Raw genomic sequence first — 18,831 nt, 5'->3', positions numbered from 1 at the left:
TTGGCGGGCGTGGAAGTTATGTTACGGTAACGACCAGGGCGCAGGGGGATCTATGCAGCGCAGGAACGAAAGATTCGTGGAGCGTCTGCCGCTTGTCCTGCGACGGCCCTGGCAGGCCTATTTGCTGGCCACCGTCTTCTGCCTCACCGCCTTGGCCATTCGCACCATGGCGGAAAGCGCCATGCCCATCGGCTACCCCTTCGTATCCTTCTTCCCCGCCGTCATTCTGTCCTCCTTCCTCTTCGGGGTGCGGCCGGGCATCTATGCGGGCGTGCTTTGCGGGCTGTTGTCCTGGTATTTCTTCATCCCGCCGCGCATGGGCTTCGCACTGCATCCGGGCGTGCTGCTGGCGCTCGGCTTCTACAGCGCGGTGGTGATCGTGGACATCGCGCTGATCCATCTGATGCAGAAGGCGAATTTCAACCTGGCGATCGAGCGCGAACGCAGCCGCGTGCTGGCGGAAAACCGCGAATTGCTGTTCCACGAACTCCAGCACCGCGTCTCCAACAATCTTCAGGTCGTCGCCGCCATGCTTTCGCTCCACCGGCGCCATGTCGATCATGACCTGGCCCGCCGCGCGCTGGACGATGCCTCCGCCCGGCTGGCGCTGGTCGGCCGCATCAGCCGCGCTCTCTACAACCCCTCGGGGGAGGGGCAGAATATCCGCGCCTTCCTGACGACATTGACCGCCGACGTGCTGGAGGCCAGCGGCCGCGACGACATCGCCCTGACCGTCGACGCGCCCGACGCCCTGACGCTGGAGCCCGACATCGCCGTGTCGATCGCGCTGATCGTGACCGAAGCGGTCAACAACGCCATCGAACATGGCCTGCCGCATCGCGGCGGCAGCATCCATGTCGGCCTGGACGTCAGCGACGGTACGATCAGCCTCAACGTCACGGACGACGGAAAGGGATTGCCGCCCGATTTCGATCCCGGTTTCAGCCAGAGCCTGGGCCTCCGGATTTCCAATGCCCTTGCCGGCCAGTTGAACGGCCGCTTCTCGCTCATGCCGTCGGCGACGGGCGGCGCGACCGCACGGCTCGACCTGCCTGTTCGCGCATAGCGACCGGCACGCACATTCTGCCGCTTGGCGAGGCGCATTCGCTCCGCTATGACCCGGCCATGCTGACGAAAACCATGACGCGCATCGGCGCGGCTACCGCACCGCTTCTGCTTGCCGCCCTGCTCTCGGGCTGCGCGACGTCGAAGAACAAGGCCGACACCCAATATGTCGCCCGCGACGTGTCGACGCTCTACAATGCGGGCAAATACCGCCTGGACCGCGGCCAGTACAAGCTCGCCGCCGCCCTGTTCGACGAGGTGGAGCGCCAGCATCCCTATTCGCCCTGGGCGCGCCGGGCGCAGCTCATGTCCGCGTTCAGCTATTACATGAATCAGGATTATCCGGAATCGATCGGCGCGGCCCAACGCTTCCTGTCGATCCACACCGGCAACAAGGACGCGCCCTACGCTTATTATCTGATCGCGCTCTGCTATTATGAACAGATTGCCGACGTCACCCGCGACCAGAAGATCACGCAACAGGCGCTGGATGCGCTGGGCGAGCTGATCCGCCGCTATCCCGACACCCGCTATGCCGCCGACGCCCGGCTGAAGATCGACCTCGTCAACGATCACCTCGCCGGCAAGGAGATGGAGATCGGCCGCTTCTACCAGCGCCGTGGCCAATGGCTTGCCGCCACGCTGCGCTTCCGCACGGTGATCGACAAATATCAGACGACCACCCACACTCCGGAGGCGCTGGAGCGTCTGGTGGAAAGCTATCTCTCGCTCGGCATCCCCGCCGAAGCGCAGAAGGCCGCCGCCGTTCTGGGCAAGAATTATCCGGGTTCCAAATGGTATGAGCGCAGCTACAAGCTGATGCGCGAACACCCCAATAAAGCATGATCTGGTCCCCCTCCCGCAAGCGGGAGGGATTAGGGATGGGCCGCGAGCGAAGCGAGCGTTCCGCCCCAGCGTTGAAAGAAGCGCCGCTGGCGCGGTGCACCCACCCCCGGCCCCTCCCGCCTGCGGGAGGGGGGAGTCGCTCGCCTTTGCTGACTGCCCTGTCCATCCGCAACGTCGTGCTGATAGAGGCGCTGGACCTGGATTTCGGGTCGGGCCTGGGCGTGCTGACCGGCGAGACCGGCGCGGGCAAGTCGATCCTGCTCGATTCGCTGGGCCTCGCGCTGGGCGCCCGCGCCGACAGCGGCCTCGTCCGGACGGGAGAGGCGCAGGCCAGCGTCACCGCCACGTTCGAGGCGCCCCGCACCGATCACCGCGCGACGAACCTGCTGGCCGAAAACGGCATCGACATCGAACCGGGCGAACCGCTCATCGTCCGCCGCACGGTCAAGGCCGACGGCGGCAGCCGCGCCTTCGTCAACGACCAGGCCTGCTCGGCGGCGCTGCTGCGCGATCTTGGCAGCGCTCTGGTCGAAATCCACGGCCAGCATGACGATCGCGGCCTGCTCAATCCACGCGGCCACCGCGCCCTGCTCGACGCCTATGGCCGCTGCGACACGGGCGCGGTCGCCCACGCCTATCACGCCTGGCGCGCCGCCGCCGACCGCCTCGCGGAAAGCCGCGCCAGCGTCGAAAGCGCCGCCCGCGACCGCGATTACCTGACCCATGCGGTGGAGGAACTCACCCGCTTCGCCCCCGAGCCCGGCGAGGAAGCCACGCTGGCCGAAGAGCGCGCCACCATGCAGAAGGGCGCGCGCCTCTCCGACGACCTTTCCGCCGTCACAGAATGCTTCACCGGCTCCGACGGCGGGCTCGCCCAGTTGCGGCAGGCCGCCCGCCGCCTCGACCGCATCGTCAGCGAATATGAACCGCTGGCCGAAGTCCTCGCCGCCCTCGACCGCGCCGTCATCGAAGCCAGCGAAGCCGAAGACCGCCTCAACGAAGCCGCCGAAGCGCTCAGCTTCGACCCCGCCCGTCTCGACGCCATAGAGACCCGCCTGTTCGACCTGCGCGGCCTTGCCCGCAAACATCAGGTCCAGCCCGACGATCTCGCCGCCCTGCGCGACGAGATGGCCGCGAAACTGGCCGCCATAGAGGGCGGGGAAGACCATCTCGCCGCCCTCGAAGCCGAGGTGAAGGGCAGGGCCGCCGCCTATCGCACCGCCGCCCAGGCCCTCTCCGCCGAACGCCAGATGGCCGCCGGAAAGCTCGACGCCGCCGTCGCCGCCGAACTCGCCCCGCTCAAGCTGGACGCCGCCCGCTTCCGCACCGTGGTCGCGCCGCAGGAGGAGGGGCAATGGGGCGCCCACGGCATGGACCGGGTGGAATTCGAAATCTCCACCAACCCCGGCGCGCCCTTCGCGCCGCTGGTCAAGATCGCCAGCGGCGGCGAACTGTCCCGCTTCATCCTCGCGCTCAAGGTCGCGCTGGCGGAGCAGGGCGGCGCGGACACGCTGATCTTCGACGAGATCGACCGCGGGGTAGGGGGCGCCGTCGCCTCGGCCATCGGGGAACGCCTGTCCCGCCTGTCGCAAACCAACCAGATATTGGTCGTCACCCATAGCCCGCAGGTCGCGGCGCGCGGTGCAGGCCATATGCTGATCGCGAAGTCGAGCGACGGCACCGTCACCCGCACCGGCGTGCACGCACTGAGCGACGGCGAACGCCGCGAAGAAATCGCCCGCATGCTCTCCGGCGCCGAAATCACGGCGGAGGCAAGGGCCCAGGCCGAACGCTTGTTGGAAAAGCTATAAGCCGGCTTTCGACCAATCCAAAACATTCCCCTCCCGCAGGCGGGAGGGGTTAGGGGTGGGCGCGAGCGTAGCGAGCTTCTGACTTAGCCGTTGCAAAACAGCGCAGATGCCGCGCCAGCCCGCCCCCTAACCCCCTCCCGCCTGCGGGAGGGGGAATGTCCACTACCCACCCAACTCCGTCATTCCCGCGAAGGCGGGAACCCATCTCCTGACCTCGCCTCAACTACAGCGGTGGGGAGATGGATCGCGGCCGGCGCAGGAATGACGATAGAGAGTTGACGGCTGTCGAGCCGCCCATAGCCGCTACCCGCATCGCGATGCTGGCGCTAAAGAGAGGCGCATGACCGACCCCACGCAAATGACCGAAGCCGAAGCCGCCAACCGCCTGATGCGCCTCGCACGCGAAATTGCGCGCCATAACCGGCTCTATCACGATCAGGACGAGCCGGAGATCGCGGACGCGGACTATGACGCGCTGGTCCGCGAGAATAACGCGCTGGAGGCCGCCTTCCCGCACCTCATCCGCAGCGATTCCCCCAACGCCCAGGTCGGCGCCGCGCCCACCTCCGCGCTCAGGAAGGTCCAGCACGCCGTCCGCATGATGAGCCTCGACAACGGCTTTGCGGACGAGGACATCGCCGAATTCATCGCCCGCGTCCGCCGTTTCCTCGCGCTCCCCGAAGACGCCCCCGTCGCCCTCACCGCCGAACCCAAGATCGACGGCCTGTCCTGCTCGCTCCACTATGAAAAGGGCGAACTGGTCCTCGCCGCCACGCGCGGCGACGGCACGACCGGGGAAGACGTCACCGCCAATGTCCGCACCATCCCCGACATCCCGCAGCGCCTGACCGGGCAAGCCGTCCCCGACCTGTTCGAGGTGCGGGGCGAAGTCTATATGGCCAAGGCCGATTTCGTCGCCCTCAACGCGCGCCTCGCCGCCGAAGCCGACGACCCGGAAAAGGCCCGCCAGTTCGCCAACCCCCGCAACGCCGCCGCCGGTTCGCTGCGCCAGAAGGACGCCGCCGTCACCGCCAGCCGCCCCCTGCGCTTCCTCGCCCATGGCTGGGGGGAGGTCAGCGCCGTCCCCGCCGAAACCCAGCTCGGCGTCATGCAGGCGATAGCAGGCTGGGGGCTGCCCGTCTCCGACCGCCTCACCTGCGTCGACACGCTCGAAGCCCTCATCGCCCACTACCGCGCCATCGAAGCCGCCCGCGCCGACCTGCCCTTCGACATCGATGGCGTCGTCTACAAGGTCGACCGGCTCGACTGGCAGCAACGCCTCGGCTTCGTCGCCAAGGCTCCGCGCTGGGCCATCGCCCATAAATTCCCCGCCGAACGCGCCCAGACCACGCTGGAGTCCATCGACATCCAGGTCGGCCGCACCGGCAAGCTGACCCCGGTCGGCCGCCTGACGCCCGTCACCGTCGGCGGCGTCGTCGTCTCCAACGTCACCCTCCACAATGCCGATGAGATCGAGCGGCTGGGCGTCCGCCCCGGCGATCGCATCGTCGTGCAGCGCGCCGGCGACGTCATCCCGCAGGTGGTCGACAATCTCACCCGCGACGAACCGCGCACCCCCTTCGCTTTCCCCGATCATTGCCCCGTCTGCCATTCGGAAGCCGTGCGCGAGGAGGGGGAGGTCGACATTCGCTGCACCGGCGGCCTCATCTGCCCCGCCCAGCGTTTCGAACGGCTGCGTCATTTCGTCAGCCGCGCCGCGCTCGACATCGAAGGGCTGGGCGAAAAGAGCATCCAGGAATTTCTCGACCTGGGCTGGATCGCGGAGCCGGCCGACATCTTCCGCCTGAAATCGCACCGCGCCGACCTGCTCGGCCGGGAGGGGTGGAAGGAAAAGTCCGTCGACAATCTCCTCGCCGCCATAGAGGCCAAGCGCCAGCCGGATGCCGCCCGCCTGCTTTTCGGCCTGGGCATCCGTCATATCGGCGCGGTGACCGCCCGCGACCTGCTCAGGCGCTATATGACGCTGGAGGGAATCAGTGCGCTCGCTGCCGGCATCATCGCGCTGCGCGACGCCGCCGCCCCTGCGGAGGGGGAGGAGGAATCCCGCTTCCGCAACCGCCTCGACAAGGCGATAGCCGAATATATCGGGGTCGAGAATGTGGGATCGGCGGTCGGCCACGCCCTGGCCGATTTCTTCCACGAGCCGCATAATGTGGACGTCTGGAACGACCTGCTGCGGGAGGTCTCCCCGCCCGACTATCTGGTCGAAACCACCGCCAGCGCGGTCACGGGCAAGACGGTGGTGTTCACCGGCAAGCTCGAAACCATGAGCCGCGACGAGGCCAAGGCGCAGGCCGAACGACTGGGCGCCAAGGCCGCCGGTTCGGTCAGCGCCAGGACCGACCTGGTGGTAGCCGGTCCCGGCGCGGGCTCGAAGCTCAAACAGGCCGCGGCGCTGGGTATCGATGTGATCGACGAAGCCGCATGGGCCGAAATCGTCAAGGCCGCCGGATAGGTCGGGCGGACGACCGGCCAACAGGGCATTGACCGGTTCCCCTCCCCTTCAGGGGAGGGGACCGAGGGGTGGGGGCGTGCCCCACGCGCAACTTCGCCTGCTGGACGCTCCCGCACCTGATCCTTCAAACGAGGCGCGGTTCGAACCTGAAAGGGGAGGGGCCCAATGACCGTAAACCTTCAGAGCGCGCTGCGTTGATCGGGAGCACGTCGCGCGCTCCGGGCTTCTGTCACCGCATCGTCCCAATCGGAAGACCGGTTCCCATCCTCAACCCGCCCCCTCCAGCTTGTCCTGCGTCCGCGTATCGAAGTCGCTGGCCTCATGCCGCTCCCGAAGCTGCTCCTCCAGCGGCCCGTTCGCCTTGTTGACCATCCGCCCGCGCTTCACCGCAGGCCGCGCGTCGATCTGCTTCGCCCAGCGCAGCACATTCCCATAGCTCTGCACATCGAGGAACTCCGCCGCATCATAGGCCCGGCCCAGCGCGACCCCGCCATACCAGGGCCAGATCGCCATGTCCGCGATCGTATACTCATCCCCGGCAATATATTCATGCTCCGCCAGTTGCCGGTCCAGCACGTCCAACTGCCGCTTCGCCTCCATCGTATAGCGGTTGATCGCATATTCGAACTTCTCCGGCGCATAGGCGAAGAAATGGCCGAAACCTCCGCCCAGCAGCGGCGCGCTGCCCATCTGCCAGAACAGCCAGTTGAGCGTCTCGGTCCGCCTGGCCGGATCGGTCGGCAGGAAAGCGCCGAATTTCTCGGCCAGATAGATCAGGATCGATCCGGATTCGAACACCCGCCGGGGCGGAGAGACGCCATGGTCCATCAGCGCCGGGATCTTGCTGTTGGGATTGACCGATACGAAGCCGCTGCCGAACTGGTCGCCCTCGTTGATCCGGATCAGCCAGGCGTCATATTCGGCGTCCTTGCCCGCCGCCAACAGCTCCTCCAGCATGATCGTCACCTTCTGCCCATTGGGCGTGGCGAGCGAATAGAGCTGGAGCGGGTGCTTGCCGACCGGCAATTCCTTCTCATGGGTCGGCCCGGCGACCGGCCGGTTGATATTGGCGAAGGCGCCGCCGCTTTCCTTGTCCCAGGTCCAGACGCGCGGCGGAATATAGGCTGTGTCGGTCATGCAGGCGTCTCCTTCGAAGGCGGGAACGGGATGGGGCGGGCAGGGGCCCGCCGCTCCGGGCTAGGTAAGGATCGACCCTGTCCGGTGCAAACCCCGCATGATCAAAAAAGGCGGCGCGGCGGCCCCGGCTGCATTGGTCGCATTTTTTGCACGTGGAAGGCATTTCGTCGCTGCCCCGGCTGTCTCTGCCGGCAGGAAAGGCCTATAGCCGCCCGCGTCATCATGTCTTTCGCGCTGCGGTCGCGGGCGGCGGGACGAAAAAAATTTGCACGGGGCTCTTGATCGTCCGGCCTTCCCGTCCATATGAAACGGCGCTGGCACTCCCCGACAGGGAGTGCTAACAGATACGGGTTCATCGGGGAGAAGGAGCCGGAGTCGCGTGGCGATTCCACCCCCCTCCCATTCAACGTCGTAAAGAGGGAAAGGCAATCAACATGGCATTTCGTCCGTTGCATGACCGCGTTCTCGTTCGCCGCGTAGAGGCGGAAGAGAAGACTGCCGGCGGCATCATCATCCCCGACACCGCCAAGGAAAAGCCGCAGGAAGGCGAAATCGTCGCCGTCGGCACCGGCAGCAAGTCGGAAGACGGCAAGGTCACTCCGCTGGACGTCAAGGCCGGCGACCGCATCCTGTTCGGCAAGTGGTCGGGCACCGAGGTCAAGGTCGACGGTGAAGACCTGCTGATCATGAAGGAATCGGACATTCTCGGCGTCGTCGCGTAAAGCGGCGAAGCTGACGGTCATTCTATTTTTGGCGGATTTTCGTGCCTGTAACGGTGTGAACTTCGCAAGATTTGCAATTCTCAAAGAGAGGTAGAAGATCATGGCAGCGAAGGACGTAAAGTTTTCGCGTGACGCTCGTGAGCGCATCCTGCGCGGCGTCGACATCCTGGCCGACGCGGTCAAGGTGACCCTGGGCCCCAAGGGCCGCAACGTCGTCATCGACAAGAGCTTCGGCGCGCCCCGCATCACCAAGGACGGTGTTTCGGTCGCCAAGGAAATCGAACTGAAGGACAAGTTCGAGAATATGGGCGCCCAGATGGTGCGCGAAGTCGCTTCGAAGACCAACGACATCGCCGGTGACGGCACCACCACCGCGACCGTCCTCGCCCAGGCGATCGTTCGCGAAGGCATGAAGTCGGTGGCCGCCGGCATGAACCCGATGGACCTGAAGCGCGGCATCGACCTCGCCGTCGCCAAGGTGGTCGAGGACATCAAGGCCCGCTCGAAGCCGGTTGCCGGTTCGAACGAAGTCGCCCAGGTCGGCATCATCTCCGCCAATGGCGACCGTGAAGTCGGCGAAAAGATCGCCGAAGCCATGGACCGCGTCGGCAAGGAAGGCGTGATCACCGTCGAGGAAGCCAAGGGCCTCGATTTCGAACTGGACGTCGTCGAAGGCATGCAGTTCGACCGCGGCTACCTCTCGCCCTACTTCATCACCAACCCGGAAAAGATGCAGGTCGAACTGGCTGACCCCTACATCCTGATCCACGAGAAGAAGCTGTCGAACCTGCAGTCGATCCTGCCGATCCTCGAAGCCGTGGTTCAGTCGGGCCGTCCGCTCCTCATCATCGCGGAAGACATCGAAGGCGAAGCGCTGGCGACCTTGGTCGTCAACAAGCTGCGCGGCGGCCTGAAGGTCGCTGCGGTCAAGGCTCCGGGCTTCGGCGACCGCCGCAAGGCCATGCTGGAAGACATCGCCGTCCTGACCAAGGGCGAAGTCATCTCCGAAGACCTCGGCATCAAGCTTGAGAACGTGACCCTCGGCATGCTCGGCACCGCCAAGCGCGTCACCATCGACAAGGACAACACCACCATCGTCGATGGCGCCGGCGACGGCGAAGCGATCAAGGGCCGCACCGAGCAGATCCGCGCTCAGATCGAGACCACCACGTCCGACTATGACCGCGAAAAGCTGCAGGAGCGTCTGGCGAAGCTGGCTGGCGGCGTGGCCGTCATCAAGGTCGGCGGCGCGACCGAAGTCGAGGTGAAGGAGCGCAAGGACCGCGTCGACGACGCGCTGCACGCGACCCGCGCAGCCGTTGAAGAAGGCATCGTCCCCGGCGGCGGCACGGCCCTGCTGTACGCGACCAAGGCCCTCAAGGACCTCAAGGGCGCCAATGACGACCAGACCCGCGGCATCGACATCATCCGCAAGGCCATCGAAGCGCCGCTGCGCCAGATCGCCAGCAATGCGGGCGTCGACGGCGCCGTCGTCGCCGGCAACCTGCTGCGCGAAAATGACGAGACCAAGGGCTTCAACGCCGCGACCGACACTTATGAGAACCTCGTCGCCGCTGGCGTGATCGACCCGACCAAGGTCGTCCGCGCCGCGCTGCAGGACGCCGCTTCGGTGGCCGGCCTGCTGATCACGACCGAGGCGACCATTGCCGAACTGCCCTCCGACGACAAGGCGCCGATGGGCATGCCCGGCGGCGGCATGGGCGGCATGGGCGGCATGGACTTCTAAGACCGCGTTGCGGGCGGGCTCTTGGCTCGCCCGCGATGTTGGGAGTCCAAATCCGGAAAAAACGGAAAAGGCCGATGGAGCGATCCACCGGCCTTTTCCTGTCTTCGATCGTCAGGTTCCTCGCTTAAGCGGGGGCGTCCGGCCCCATTTGCCTGGCGCTTGCCTTAGATCAAATTCAGATTCTTCAAATATGTGCGCACCACATTGCGAGTGATGCCCAATGCTTCGGCGGTCTTGATCTGATTTCCATGGCATTGATGAAAGGCCTCCGTTATCGTGAAGGCGACCAGCCGGTCGAGCAGATGATCGTGCCCGCCATTCAGCAGCCGAGCGACGAAGGGCCTTGCCGCCTCTTCCAGCGCCGCGGGGTCGGCGGTCGGATCGGTCAATTCGCTGAGGTTGCCAAGACCGAGGTCGGCGGGCTGGATGCGCCCGCCCTCGCAGATCAGAGCGGCACGATGGATCGCATTTTCCAACTCGCGAATATTGCCGGGCCAACCATGACGGAACAACGCCTCCTCGGCCGCCGCGCTCAGTTCCAGCCGGTTGACGCCTGCCTTTGCACCATAGATTTCAAGGAAATGGCGCGCAAGGGGAAGAATATCGGCTCTGCGCTCCCGCAGTGGCAGAAGGGGTATGGATACGACCTGCAGGCGATAGAAAAGATCTGAACGGAAACGACCCTCGTTGACCGCCTGCTGCAATTCGACATTGGTCGCTGCGATGACGCGGACATTGAGCGGCACGGCCTTGCGCGAGCCCAGCCGAACGACTTCCCGTTCCTGCAATACCCGCAAGAGCTTCACCTGCAAGGGCAGGGAAAGGTCGCCCAGTTCGTCCAGGAACAACGTCCCGCCATTGGCCGCCTCGAACCATCCCGCCCGCGCGACATTGGCGCCTGTGAACGCGCCCTTTTCATAACCGAACAATTCGCCTTCGATCAGCGATTCGGAAAAGGCGCCGCAATTGACCGCGACGAAAGGCGTATGCGCCCGGTCGCTGAGGCTGTGCACATAGCGCGCGACCAGCTCCTTGCCGGTGCCAGTCTCCCCCATGATGAGGACATTGGCGTCGCTTGGGGCGACCCGTTCGATCAGCGGCAGCAGGGCGCGGGATCGTGGATCGTTGAAGATCAGCGCCCGGGCGCGAGGTCCCACGGCATGATGCCGAGCGCAATCATAAGCCAGCAGCGGACGGCCATCGTCGTTCTTGGCCGATACCAGACCCACTTCGGCCCGGTCTGCCGCGCGGCTGTGCGAACTGTTCCTCATAGCGTCTCCATCCCTGGCAGACATCAGGATAGCAGGTAATTGTCTTCTGAATTAGTAGAAAATAAAGTTTGGAGCCTAGCTGAGCTTTCAGTGAGACGGCCGGAGAGGGGTGGCCAGTTCCGCGCGCCGCTTCATGACGCTGCGCAAGGGTTCCGCGCAGATCCAGCCATCGACGTCCACAGGCGCTTCCAGAAATCCATGCAGCCACAGGAAATGCGCCTGAATCTTCAACATCTCCACGCGTTCATCCGACAGGTCGGGATGCAGGGCGCGATGGAAATTGTTGCGATAGGCCGCCTCTACGCCCTCCATGCCGGACAAGGTTTCCTGGGCAAGGATGGCGTTGAGGTCGGATGGATGGGCAGCCGCCCAATCGGCGGCACGCAAGCTCTGTTCCAGGAAGCGTTCGACCAGCGCCGGATGATGATCGATCATATGTTGGTGGACGACGATGGGGCGCGGCGTCCCGTTGTTCACCCGGGCGAGGCGGCTGGGATAGGCGTCGAGATCGATGCCTATCTCCAGCCCCAGGCGCTGCGCGGCTTCGGCGCCGGCCGCGCCTTTCACATAGACGGCGTCCACCCGGCCCGCCGCCAGCCACTCCAGGCCCAGCCAGAGGCGGCGCATCCCTTCCACGCTGGCCTGTTCGACGGGCGGGGCGGGGATTTCGATCAACTGCACGTCTTCCAGCGCAAGGCCGCCCAAAGCGAGAGCGCTCTTGATACCGTGCAGCGCCATGCCGCGGGCGATGCTCTCGCCATGGGTACGGCCATAGCCGGGCAGGGCGAATCGGAGCCCTTCGAGATCGGCAGGGTCCATGACGCCGACATCGGGCCTGACCATGATCGCCTGCCGCTCGTCGATCCAGGTCAGTCCTATCACTCGCGTCGGCGCACCCAACGCCCGCGCCGCCAGCGCCTGTATATTGCCCCCCTCGCGAAACAGATGGCGCGCCTGGTTTTCCGGATCGCTCGCGACCAGATTGAGGCCGAGTTCCTGAACCCGTCTGACGCTGATGCCGTCCTGTGCGAACGCCTCGGCCATCCAGCCTTTGGCGCAGGCCACGCCGGACGCTGCCGGTACCGGGCAGCGCGTCACCCAGACGCTGTCCAGAGGCGCGACCTTATTTGCCATTCCTGTTTCTCCACCTGTAGGCCGGCCTTCCCGACACCGACATAGGAATATATCCGTCGCAAGGCTCGTGCCAAAAGCCGCGATGCGGATGCGGAACGGTTCCGGGGCTCATCGCCGCTTCATTTCGCGCAATCGCGCGGTCGCCGCTGCGGCAAAATCACCAGCGCGCAATCGCTGCTGCCTTGGCCGGCCCGCACGGGACCGCCGGATTATCCGGTTGGCACATGACGTGCATCGGATGGGGGCAGAGCCTTCAACGGAGCCTGCATAGTGGCCAATCAGAATAGCGCGTCTTTTCTTTCCCGCCTTCGTCAATGGTTGACCGCCGCCATGGCGCTGCTGGGCTCTGCCCTGCTTGCAGGCTGCGGCGGGTCCGGCGGCGGAGACGGCGAGGTGGTCAAGACCCTGACCATCGCGTCCATCGCCTATCCCTATCAGGGCAAGCAGGTGTTCAACGGCCTGAACGGCGTCGTCATCCAGCAGGGCTGGCTGAAGGAGCAACTGGCGAAGAAGGGGATCGAGCTGGTCTTCACCCCGGTCTCTACCGCCGTGGGCGGGCCGCTCATCAATGAAGGCTTTTCCGGCAAGCGGATCGACTTCGCCTCCTATGGCGATTTTCCCGCCGCCATCGCCGTCGCGGGCGGCGTGCCGCTGAAGATCGTGGCGCCGGTGGGGCAGGGGCAGGACGTCTATATCGTCGCGCGCAAGGGGCTGGCGGCGAAAAGCCTGGCCGACCTCAAGGGCAAGCGGATCGCGCTCCATCGCGGACGGCCCTGGGAACTGCCCTTTTCCAAGCTGGTCGACAGCAGCGGCCTGAAGCTGGATGACTTCAAGATCGTCAACATCAACCCCTCGGCCACGCCCGCCGCGCTGGAATCCGGCAGCGTCGACGCCGCCGTGCTGCTGTCCGACGGGCTGCTGGTCGAGCAGAAGGGCATAGGTCATGTGATCTGGTCGACCAGGGATGCGCCCGCCGACTGGAAGATGCGCGCCGAACTGTTCGGCCGTGCGGACTTTGTCGACGCGCATCCGGAGCTGACCCAATTGGTGGTGGACGCCTTCGTCCGCGCCGCCGCATGGTCCTCCGACGAAGCGAACAAGGCCGAAGTCATCCGCAAGGCCGCGCGCGGCGCCCTGCCGGAAGGCATTGTGGCGAAGGATTATGCCAATAGCGGCATCCCCTGGCGGGAGCGTTTCTCGCCGGTCTTCAATCCGGCGGTGCTGGCGCATTACCGTTCGGTCGTGGATTATGCGCTGGAACGCGGCCTGATCCGCAAGAAGGTGGATGCCGATGCGCTGATCGATGAACGTTTCGTCGACAAGGCGCTCAAGGATTTGAAGCTGGAGCAGTTCTGGGCGCATGATGGCGGGGGGCAGGGCTGATGGCTTTTCCCCAAGGCAAGGCCGTCGCCGCGGCTTGGGCCGCGCCGGTCGCGCTGCTGGCGCTCTGGCAGGTCGCCTGCCTCAGCGGCCTGTTCCCGCCGCAAGTGCTGGTGCCGCCCAGCGTCGTCGCCCAGGCGCTGGCCGACATGGCCGCATCCGGCGAGTTGCAGCGACATGTCGGGGACAGCCTCTATCGGCTGCTGGTCGGCTTCGCCATCGGCGCGGGCGCGGGCATGGTCTTCGGCGCGGCGCTGGCACTGTCGCGGCTGGTCGAAGCCGTCCTGTCGCCGCTTTTCCTGACGCTCTGGCAGGTGCCCGTCATCGCCTTCGTGCCGCTGATGGTCATGTTCCTGGGGATCGATGAGCCCTTCAAGATCGCGGTCGTCGCCATCGCCGCCTTCTTCCCGATGGCGCTCGCCACCTTCGACGGCATCAGGGGCGTGCCGCGCAACTGGTTCGACGTCGCGAAAGTCTATCGCCTGAGCCTGCTCCAGTTGATCCGCCGCATCCTGCTGCCCGCCACTGTGCCCGCCGTGCTCACCGGCCTGCGCATTTCGCTGACCCGCGCCTGGGTCGTGCTGGTGGCGGCAGAGCTGCTCGCGGCGGACAGCGGCATCGGCCAGATGATGGAGATGGGGCGGCAATTGTTCCAGATCGACGTCGTGCTGGCGGGCGTGGTCGTCAGCGGTCTCATCGGCTTCCTGCTCGATCGCGGCGCCCGCTGGGTCGAAAGCCGCGCCACCCGCTGGAGGACGGCATGAAGGATCAACTTGCCCGCTGGCCTGTCCGGCTCGTCATCGGCCTCGTCGCGCCGCTGCTCCTCATCTTCCTGTGGCAGTGGCAGGCGAGCGCCCATTCGGTGACTTTCGCGCCGCCCGTTGCCGTCGCCTCCGCGCTGGCTGAACTGCTGCGCAACGGCGATCTGCTGCGCGACACGCTGGCCACGCTGCAACGCGCCTTTACCGGCCTTGCCATCGGCGCGCCGCTGGGCGTGGCGGCGGGCATCGCCATGGGCATATGGAAGCCGGTCGACCGGCTGCTGGGGCCGCTGCTTCACGCGCTGCGGCAGGTGCCGATGATCGGTTGGCTGCCCCTGATCGGCCTCTGGTTCGGCGTGGGGGAGGGGACGGAGCTGATCGTCGTCAGCATGTCCGCCTTCTTCCCGTCCATGCTCAACAGCCATGCGGGGGTCGCGCAGGTCGAGCGCCGCTATCTGGAGGTCGGCGGCATCTACCGCTTCACCACGCTCCAGCGCATCCGCTTCATCCTGCTGCCTGCCGCCATGCCGCTGGTGCTGACCGGCATCACCCAGGCGTTGGCCTTCGCCTGGATCTCCACCATCGGCACCGAATTGCTGACGGGCGCGGGGTCAGGGCTGGGCGTCGCCATGCAGACCGCGCAGGTCCAGCAGCGGCTGGACATCATGCTGGTGGTGATCGGCGTCACCGCCGCGCTCGGCTTCCTCATCAACCAGTTGTTCCGCCGCCTGCGCCAGTCCCTGCTGCGCTGGCAACCCGCTCAATCATGATCCGGAGAAACGGCATGAACCCCCACCCCCATGCTCGCGAAGACCTTGCCCAAGCGGCCGCCAGCCGGGGCGCGCTGACCGTCAGCGGTCTCGACAAGAGCTTCGACATCGGCGGCAAGCCGCGCAAGATATTGGACGGCATCAATCTGAACGTCCGCCCCGGCGAGTTCGTCAGCATCGTCGGCGCGTCGGGCTGCGGCAAGTCGACGCTGCTGCGTCTGATCGCGGGCCTCGACACCGATTATAGCGGCGAGCTGCGGCTGGACGGCGACCGCATCGCCACGACCAGCCTGGATCGCGGCATCGTGTTCCAGGACCACCGGCTCTTCCCCTGGATGACGCTGGAGCAGAATGTCGAACTGGCCCTGCTCAACACGGATACGCCGAAATCGCGCCGGGCGCAGATCGTGGCGGATCATATCGCGCTGGTGAACCTGAAGGGTTTCGAAAAAGCCTATCCCCACCAGCTTTCCGGCGGCATGGCGCAGCGCGCCGCCATTGCCCGCGCCCTGGTGACGGAGCCCAAGCTGCTGCTGCTCGACGAGCCTCTGGGCGCGCTCGACGCGCTGACCCGCGTCCATGTGCAGAATGAATTGCAGCGCATCTGGATGGCGCAGCGGTCGACCATGGTGATGGTGACGCATGATGTGGAGGAGGCGCTCTATCTGGGCGACCGGGTGATCGTGATGTCGCCCAATCCCGGCCGCATCCGCCGCATCGTGGAGGTTGACCTGCCCCATCCCCGCGACCGTCGCGCCCCGCTGCTGCATCGGTTGAAGGACGAGATATTGGCCGAACTCACTTCAGGCGCGGACGCCGCCGAAAGCGCCGACAATCTCGTCCATCTGCCCAGCCGGGAGGCGCGCTGATGAGCCGCGCCGCCGATCATCCTGTCGATTCCCTGTTCACAGACCGCTGGTCGCCGCGCAGCTTCACCGGAGAAGCGGTGCCGGATGCCGTGCTGCGCAGCGCCTTCGAAGCGGCTCGCTGGGCGCCCTCCGCGATGAACGCGCAGCCCTGGCGGTTCCTCGTCGCGCGACCGGGCGACCAATGGTGGGAGGCCTATCTCGCCTTCCTGATGCCGCGCAACCGCCTCTGGGCGGCGAAGGCGTCGGCGCTGGTGCTGATCCTGTCGGCGCGGGAACTGGAACGACGGGGCGAAAGGGTCGCCAATGGCTCGCACAGTTTCGACGCGGGCGCGGCCTGGGCCAATTTCGCGCATCAGGCGCTGCTGCTGGGATGGCATACCCATGGCATTGGCGGCTTCGACCGGGAAGCGGCGCGGCAAGGGCTGAACATCCCGCAGGATTTTGCCATCGAAGCCGTCATCGCGCTCGGCCGCAAGGGCGATCTGGCAGGGCTGGACGCCGAATTCCATGGCGCCGAAGCCCCCAATGGCCGCCGCCCGCTCGATGAAACCGTCTTTGCCGGAACGCTCGAACAGCCGGCCTTTGTCAAGGAAAGGGACGTCGCATGACGCTGAACATCCACTGGCGGCTCGATCCCGCCGCCGATCCGCAACGTTCCGAGCCGGGCGCATGGCGGCCCCTGCCTGCGTTGGCGCGGGACCGCCGGACGAGCACGCAGAACCGCTTCGACTATTATGTCCAGGTCGCGCAGGCCGCCGCGCAGACGGCCTTTGACGGGCTGTTCGTGCGTCACCGCATCGCCGCCGACGAAAGCCGCATCATCGCCGCCATCGTCGCCCGCGCCGCGCCGCGTCTGAATGTCGTGCCCGAATTTCCCGCTTCGGTCGGATCGGCGGTCTATGCCGCCAAGCAGGCGACGACCTTCCAGCGCGCAACGCATGGCCGCCTCGCGTGGGCGATCGCGCACGATGCCGAAGCGACCGATCGTCTGGCCGAAGCGGATTCCGTTAAGGATGGCGACCTTTCGCAAAGGCTGGAGGAATTTCTGACCGTGGCGCGCGGCGTGCACGAGCAGCGCCCGTTCAGCTACAAGGGCGCGCATTTCGAGGTCAAGAATGGCGGCTTCGACGCGCCGCTCAACCGGGTGCCCTTTCCGCGCATCTACTTGCAAGGCGAGGGGGAGGCGGCGCTGGCGCTTTCCGCCCGTCATGCCGACGTTCATCTGTTCCAGCCCGCCACCGCAGAGGCGCTGGCCAATGATATTGCCCGGCTGAACGCGCTGGCGAAGGGATGCCCTGTCGAGGCCGGGCTGATCCAGCCGCTGCTGGTGCGCGAGGACAGGGAAAGTGCAGAGCGCGACGCGCAACGCCTGCCGCTCGCTCCGGGCACGCTGATCGCGAGCTATGACGAAGCGGCAGAGCGGCTTGCGGGCTTTGCAGCATCCGGGATCACGCAACTGGTGCTGGAGGCAGTTCCCTCGCTGGAGGAAGCCTATCGCATTGGCCAGCATCTTCTGCCTCGCCTGCGCGCCCTCACCGGCGTCGCGCAACAGGCCGCCTGAGGAGACCGTCCCCATGTCCATCGACTTTTACTGGCGCCTGCCGACCCATGGCTGCCACAACAGCATCCAGACCAGCGGCTATGAGCGCGGCGACTGGTCGCCCCTCAGGCCCGGCAATATCGCCCCCGGCCTGGACCGCGAGGGAGATGCCGACCCGTTCACCTATATCGACCATCTGGCCGCCATCGCGCAGGCGGCGGAAAGCGTCGGCTTTCAGGGCGGGCTGATCCCGTCCTTCCCCAATACCGACGACCCGTGGGTCATCTCCTCGCTGCTGGCGCGGGAGACGAAGAGCTTTCGCTTCATGATCGCCTTCCAGCCCGGCTTCGGCAATCCGGTCCACACGGCGCGCATGGCCGCCAGCCTGCAACGCGCGACCGGCGGGCGGCTGCTGTTCAACATCATCACCGGCGGCGGCGGCCCGGCCCAGCTCTGGTGGGGCGACAGCTTCGCCCATGACGACCGCTATGGCCGCACCAGCGAATTTCTCGATATTTTCAAGGGCGTCTGGAAGTCTTCGGACTTCTCCTATGACGGGCGTTTCTACCAGTTGCGCGACGGCGGGCTCGCGCCGGTCCTTCAGGGCGAGGAATTTCCGGAGATCTGGTTCTCCGGATCGTCCGACGCGGCGCTCCAGACGGCGGCGCGCCATGCGGATTATTATCTCTCCTGGCTGGAGCCGTTCGACCAGCTTGGCGACAAGTTCGCCCGCGTCAAGGAACGCACGGCGACACTGGGCGGAGAGCAGAAATGCGCGGTGCGCGTCGATCTGGTCGCCCGCGCGACAGAGGAGGAAGCCTGGGCCGACATCGCCAGGGGCTTCGACAATGTGAGCGAGGAAACTCGCCAGCGCTGGCGCGGGCAGGCGACGGACTCCGTGGGCGCCGCCCGTCAGGCCGCGCTCCGCCCGACCGATGCGCGGCGCTATGACGAGCTGATCGTCGCGCCCAATCTCTGGGGCGGCTTCAACCTGCTGCGGGGCGGTCCTGCGCTGGGGATCGTCGGCAGCTACGAGCAATGCGCGGCCCGTCTGGACGAGCTGATCGCGCGGGGAACCGACGCCTTCATCCTGGCTGGCACGCCGCATCTGGAAGAAGCCTATCGCGTGGGCGAAGAGGTGCTGCCGTTGCTAGGCCGTCAGGCTCCGGCGTTACTGGCTGCTGCGGAATAGCCGATGGAATAGAGACACCGTGCTCCTGCCTTCGCAAGAGTTCGGGAAGCAAAAAGGGCGCCGGGAAATCCTCCCGGCGCCCTTTTCTTTTGACGAAAGGCCGGGGACCA

Annotated in this window: 16 protein-coding genes; 13 read left to right on the top strand and 3 right to left on the bottom strand. The window is 66.0% G+C overall.

All coding sequences use genetic code 11. From position 1 onward, the window contains the following. Positions 1-52: 52 nt before the first annotated feature. From EWH10_RS14180 to ligA, 4 genes are all read left to right on the top strand, one after another. A complete protein-coding gene (locus EWH10_RS14180; protein WP_044661914.1) occupies positions 53-1,066 on the top strand; it encodes a sensor histidine kinase in 1,014 nt (337 codons plus the stop codon). Between the two features lie 59 nt (positions 1,067-1,125). Then, positions 1,126-1,911: an outer membrane protein assembly factor BamD gene (locus EWH10_RS14175; RefSeq protein ID WP_044661915.1), complete on the top strand. Its 786-nt coding sequence runs from the start codon at positions 1,126-1,128 to the stop codon at positions 1,909-1,911. A gap of 146 nt (positions 1,912-2,057) precedes the next feature. Continuing rightward, positions 2,058-3,722 carry a DNA repair protein RecN gene (recN, locus tag EWH10_RS14170; RefSeq protein WP_044661916.1) on the top strand — a complete coding sequence of 555 codons (1,665 nt, stop codon included), beginning with the start codon at positions 2,058-2,060 and terminating at the stop codon, positions 3,720-3,722. A gap of 340 nt (positions 3,723-4,062) precedes the next feature. Continuing rightward, positions 4,063-6,198: an NAD-dependent DNA ligase LigA gene (ligA, locus tag EWH10_RS14165; RefSeq protein WP_044661917.1), complete on the top strand. Its 2,136-nt coding sequence runs from the start codon at positions 4,063-4,065 to the stop codon at positions 6,196-6,198. Positions 6,199-6,465: 267 nt separating this feature from the next. Here the strand turns inward: ligA and yghU are convergent, their stop codons facing one another. After that, positions 6,466-7,335 carry a glutathione-dependent disulfide-bond oxidoreductase gene (gene yghU, locus EWH10_RS14160; protein ID WP_025549260.1) on the bottom strand — a complete coding sequence of 290 codons (870 nt, stop codon included), beginning with the start codon at positions 7,333-7,335 and terminating at the stop codon, positions 6,466-6,468. Positions 7,336-7,769: 434 nt separating this feature from the next. Here yghU and groES point away from each other — a divergent pair, with 434 nt between their 5' ends. Both groES and groL read left to right on the top strand, forming a co-directional pair. Next, a complete protein-coding gene (groES, locus tag EWH10_RS14155) occupies positions 7,770-8,057 on the top strand; it encodes a co-chaperone GroES (RefSeq protein ID WP_025549259.1) in 288 nt (95 codons plus the stop codon). A 100-nt stretch (positions 8,058-8,157) separates the two neighbouring features. Continuing rightward, the gene (gene groL, locus EWH10_RS14150) at positions 8,158-9,804 is read left to right on the top strand and encodes a chaperonin GroEL (protein WP_025549258.1); all 1,647 of its coding nucleotides are present in this window, start codon (positions 8,158-8,160) and stop codon (positions 9,802-9,804) included. 164 nt (positions 9,805-9,968) lie between these two features. On the opposite strand, the gene EWH10_RS14145 is transcribed toward groL, so the two are convergent. Together EWH10_RS14145 and EWH10_RS14140 are read right to left on the bottom strand one after the other, a co-directional pair. Further along, positions 9,969-11,075 (bottom strand): sigma-54 interaction domain-containing protein, encoded by a 1,107-nt coding sequence (locus EWH10_RS14145; RefSeq protein ID WP_082166291.1) that lies wholly within the window; start codon positions 11,073-11,075, stop codon positions 9,969-9,971. Positions 11,076-11,162: 87 nt separating this feature from the next. Then, complete coding sequence (locus EWH10_RS14140) at positions 11,163-12,209, bottom strand: ABC transporter substrate-binding protein (protein WP_044661918.1); 1,047 nt, start codon at positions 12,207-12,209, stop codon at positions 11,163-11,165. A 270-nt stretch (positions 12,210-12,479) separates the two neighbouring features. On the opposite strand from EWH10_RS14140, the gene EWH10_RS14135 reads away from it, so the two are divergent. The 7 genes from EWH10_RS14135 to EWH10_RS14105 are packed head-to-tail and all read left to right on the top strand — an operon-like array spanning position 12,480 to position 18,721. Beyond that, positions 12,480-13,592, top strand: a complete 1,113-nt coding sequence (locus EWH10_RS14135) for an ABC transporter substrate-binding protein (protein ID WP_229742609.1) — start codon at positions 12,480-12,482, stop codon at positions 13,590-13,592. After that, entirely contained in the window at positions 13,592-14,353 is a 762-nt protein-coding gene (locus EWH10_RS14130; RefSeq protein WP_044661920.1) for an ABC transporter permease, read from the top strand. Before EWH10_RS14135 ends, EWH10_RS14130 begins: the two co-directional genes overlap by 1 nt. After that, positions 14,350-15,120, top strand: a complete 771-nt coding sequence (locus EWH10_RS14125) for an ABC transporter permease (protein WP_044661921.1) — start codon at positions 14,350-14,352, stop codon at positions 15,118-15,120. The genes EWH10_RS14130 and EWH10_RS14125 overlap by 4 nt, the downstream gene beginning before the upstream one ends. Positions 15,121-15,134: 14 nt before the next feature. Beyond that, positions 15,135-15,989 carry an ABC transporter ATP-binding protein gene (locus tag EWH10_RS14120; protein ID WP_044661922.1) on the top strand — a complete coding sequence of 285 codons (855 nt, stop codon included), beginning with the start codon at positions 15,135-15,137 and terminating at the stop codon, positions 15,987-15,989. Next, entirely contained in the window at positions 15,989-16,597 is a 609-nt protein-coding gene (locus EWH10_RS14115) for a nitroreductase family protein (protein ID WP_044661923.1), read from the top strand. The genes EWH10_RS14120 and EWH10_RS14115 overlap by 1 nt, the downstream gene beginning before the upstream one ends. After that, positions 16,594-17,550 carry an LLM class flavin-dependent oxidoreductase gene (locus tag EWH10_RS14110; protein WP_044661924.1) on the top strand — a complete coding sequence of 319 codons (957 nt, stop codon included), beginning with the start codon at positions 16,594-16,596 and terminating at the stop codon, positions 17,548-17,550. Before EWH10_RS14115 ends, EWH10_RS14110 begins: the two co-directional genes overlap by 4 nt. Positions 17,551-17,563: 13 nt before the next feature. Beyond that, the gene (locus tag EWH10_RS14105) at positions 17,564-18,721 is read left to right on the top strand and encodes an LLM class flavin-dependent oxidoreductase (RefSeq protein WP_044661925.1); all 1,158 of its coding nucleotides are present in this window, start codon (positions 17,564-17,566) and stop codon (positions 18,719-18,721) included. Positions 18,722-18,831: the final 110 nt, after the last annotated feature.

Source organism: Sphingobium fuliginis (assembly GCF_004152845.1).
GTDB classification, from domain to species: domain Bacteria; phylum Pseudomonadota; class Alphaproteobacteria; order Sphingomonadales; family Sphingomonadaceae; genus Sphingobium; species Sphingobium fuliginis.
The sequence above is the reverse complement of the archived record's forward strand: the minus strand, read 5'-3'. Positions and strand labels throughout refer to the sequence as shown.

Bases quoted from the DNA above. Each gene is read 5' to 3' on its own strand.
- EWH10_RS14180 (WP_044661914.1), top strand. From the start codon at position 53: ATGCAGCGCAGGAACGAAAGATTCGTGGAGCGTCTGCCGCTTGTCCTG.
- EWH10_RS14175 (WP_044661915.1), top strand. From the start codon at position 1,126: ATGCTGACGAAAACCATGACGCGCATCGGCGCGGCTACCGCACCGCTT.
- ligA (WP_044661917.1), top strand. From the start codon at position 4,063: ATGACCGACCCCACGCAAATGACCGAAGCCGAAGCCGCCAACCGCCTG.
- yghU (WP_025549260.1), bottom strand. From the start codon at position 7,335: ATGACCGACACAGCCTATATTCCGCCGCGCGTCTGGACCTGGGACAAG.
- groES (WP_025549259.1), top strand. From the start codon at position 7,770: ATGGCATTTCGTCCGTTGCATGACCGCGTTCTCGTTCGCCGCGTAGAG.
- groL (WP_025549258.1), top strand. From the start codon at position 8,158: ATGGCAGCGAAGGACGTAAAGTTTTCGCGTGACGCTCGTGAGCGCATC.
- EWH10_RS14145 (WP_082166291.1), bottom strand. From the start codon at position 11,075: ATGAGGAACAGTTCGCACAGCCGCGCGGCAGACCGGGCCGAAGTGGGT.
- EWH10_RS14140 (WP_044661918.1), bottom strand. From the start codon at position 12,209: ATGGCAAATAAGGTCGCGCCTCTGGACAGCGTCTGGGTGACGCGCTGC.
- EWH10_RS14130 (WP_044661920.1), top strand. From the start codon at position 13,592: ATGGCTTTTCCCCAAGGCAAGGCCGTCGCCGCGGCTTGGGCCGCGCCG.
- EWH10_RS14125 (WP_044661921.1), top strand. From the start codon at position 14,350: ATGAAGGATCAACTTGCCCGCTGGCCTGTCCGGCTCGTCATCGGCCTC.
- EWH10_RS14120 (WP_044661922.1), top strand. From the start codon at position 15,135: ATGAACCCCCACCCCCATGCTCGCGAAGACCTTGCCCAAGCGGCCGCC.
- EWH10_RS14115 (WP_044661923.1), top strand. From the start codon at position 15,989: ATGAGCCGCGCCGCCGATCATCCTGTCGATTCCCTGTTCACAGACCGC.
- EWH10_RS14110 (WP_044661924.1), top strand. From the start codon at position 16,594: ATGACGCTGAACATCCACTGGCGGCTCGATCCCGCCGCCGATCCGCAA.
- EWH10_RS14105 (WP_044661925.1), top strand. From the start codon at position 17,564: ATGTCCATCGACTTTTACTGGCGCCTGCCGACCCATGGCTGCCACAAC.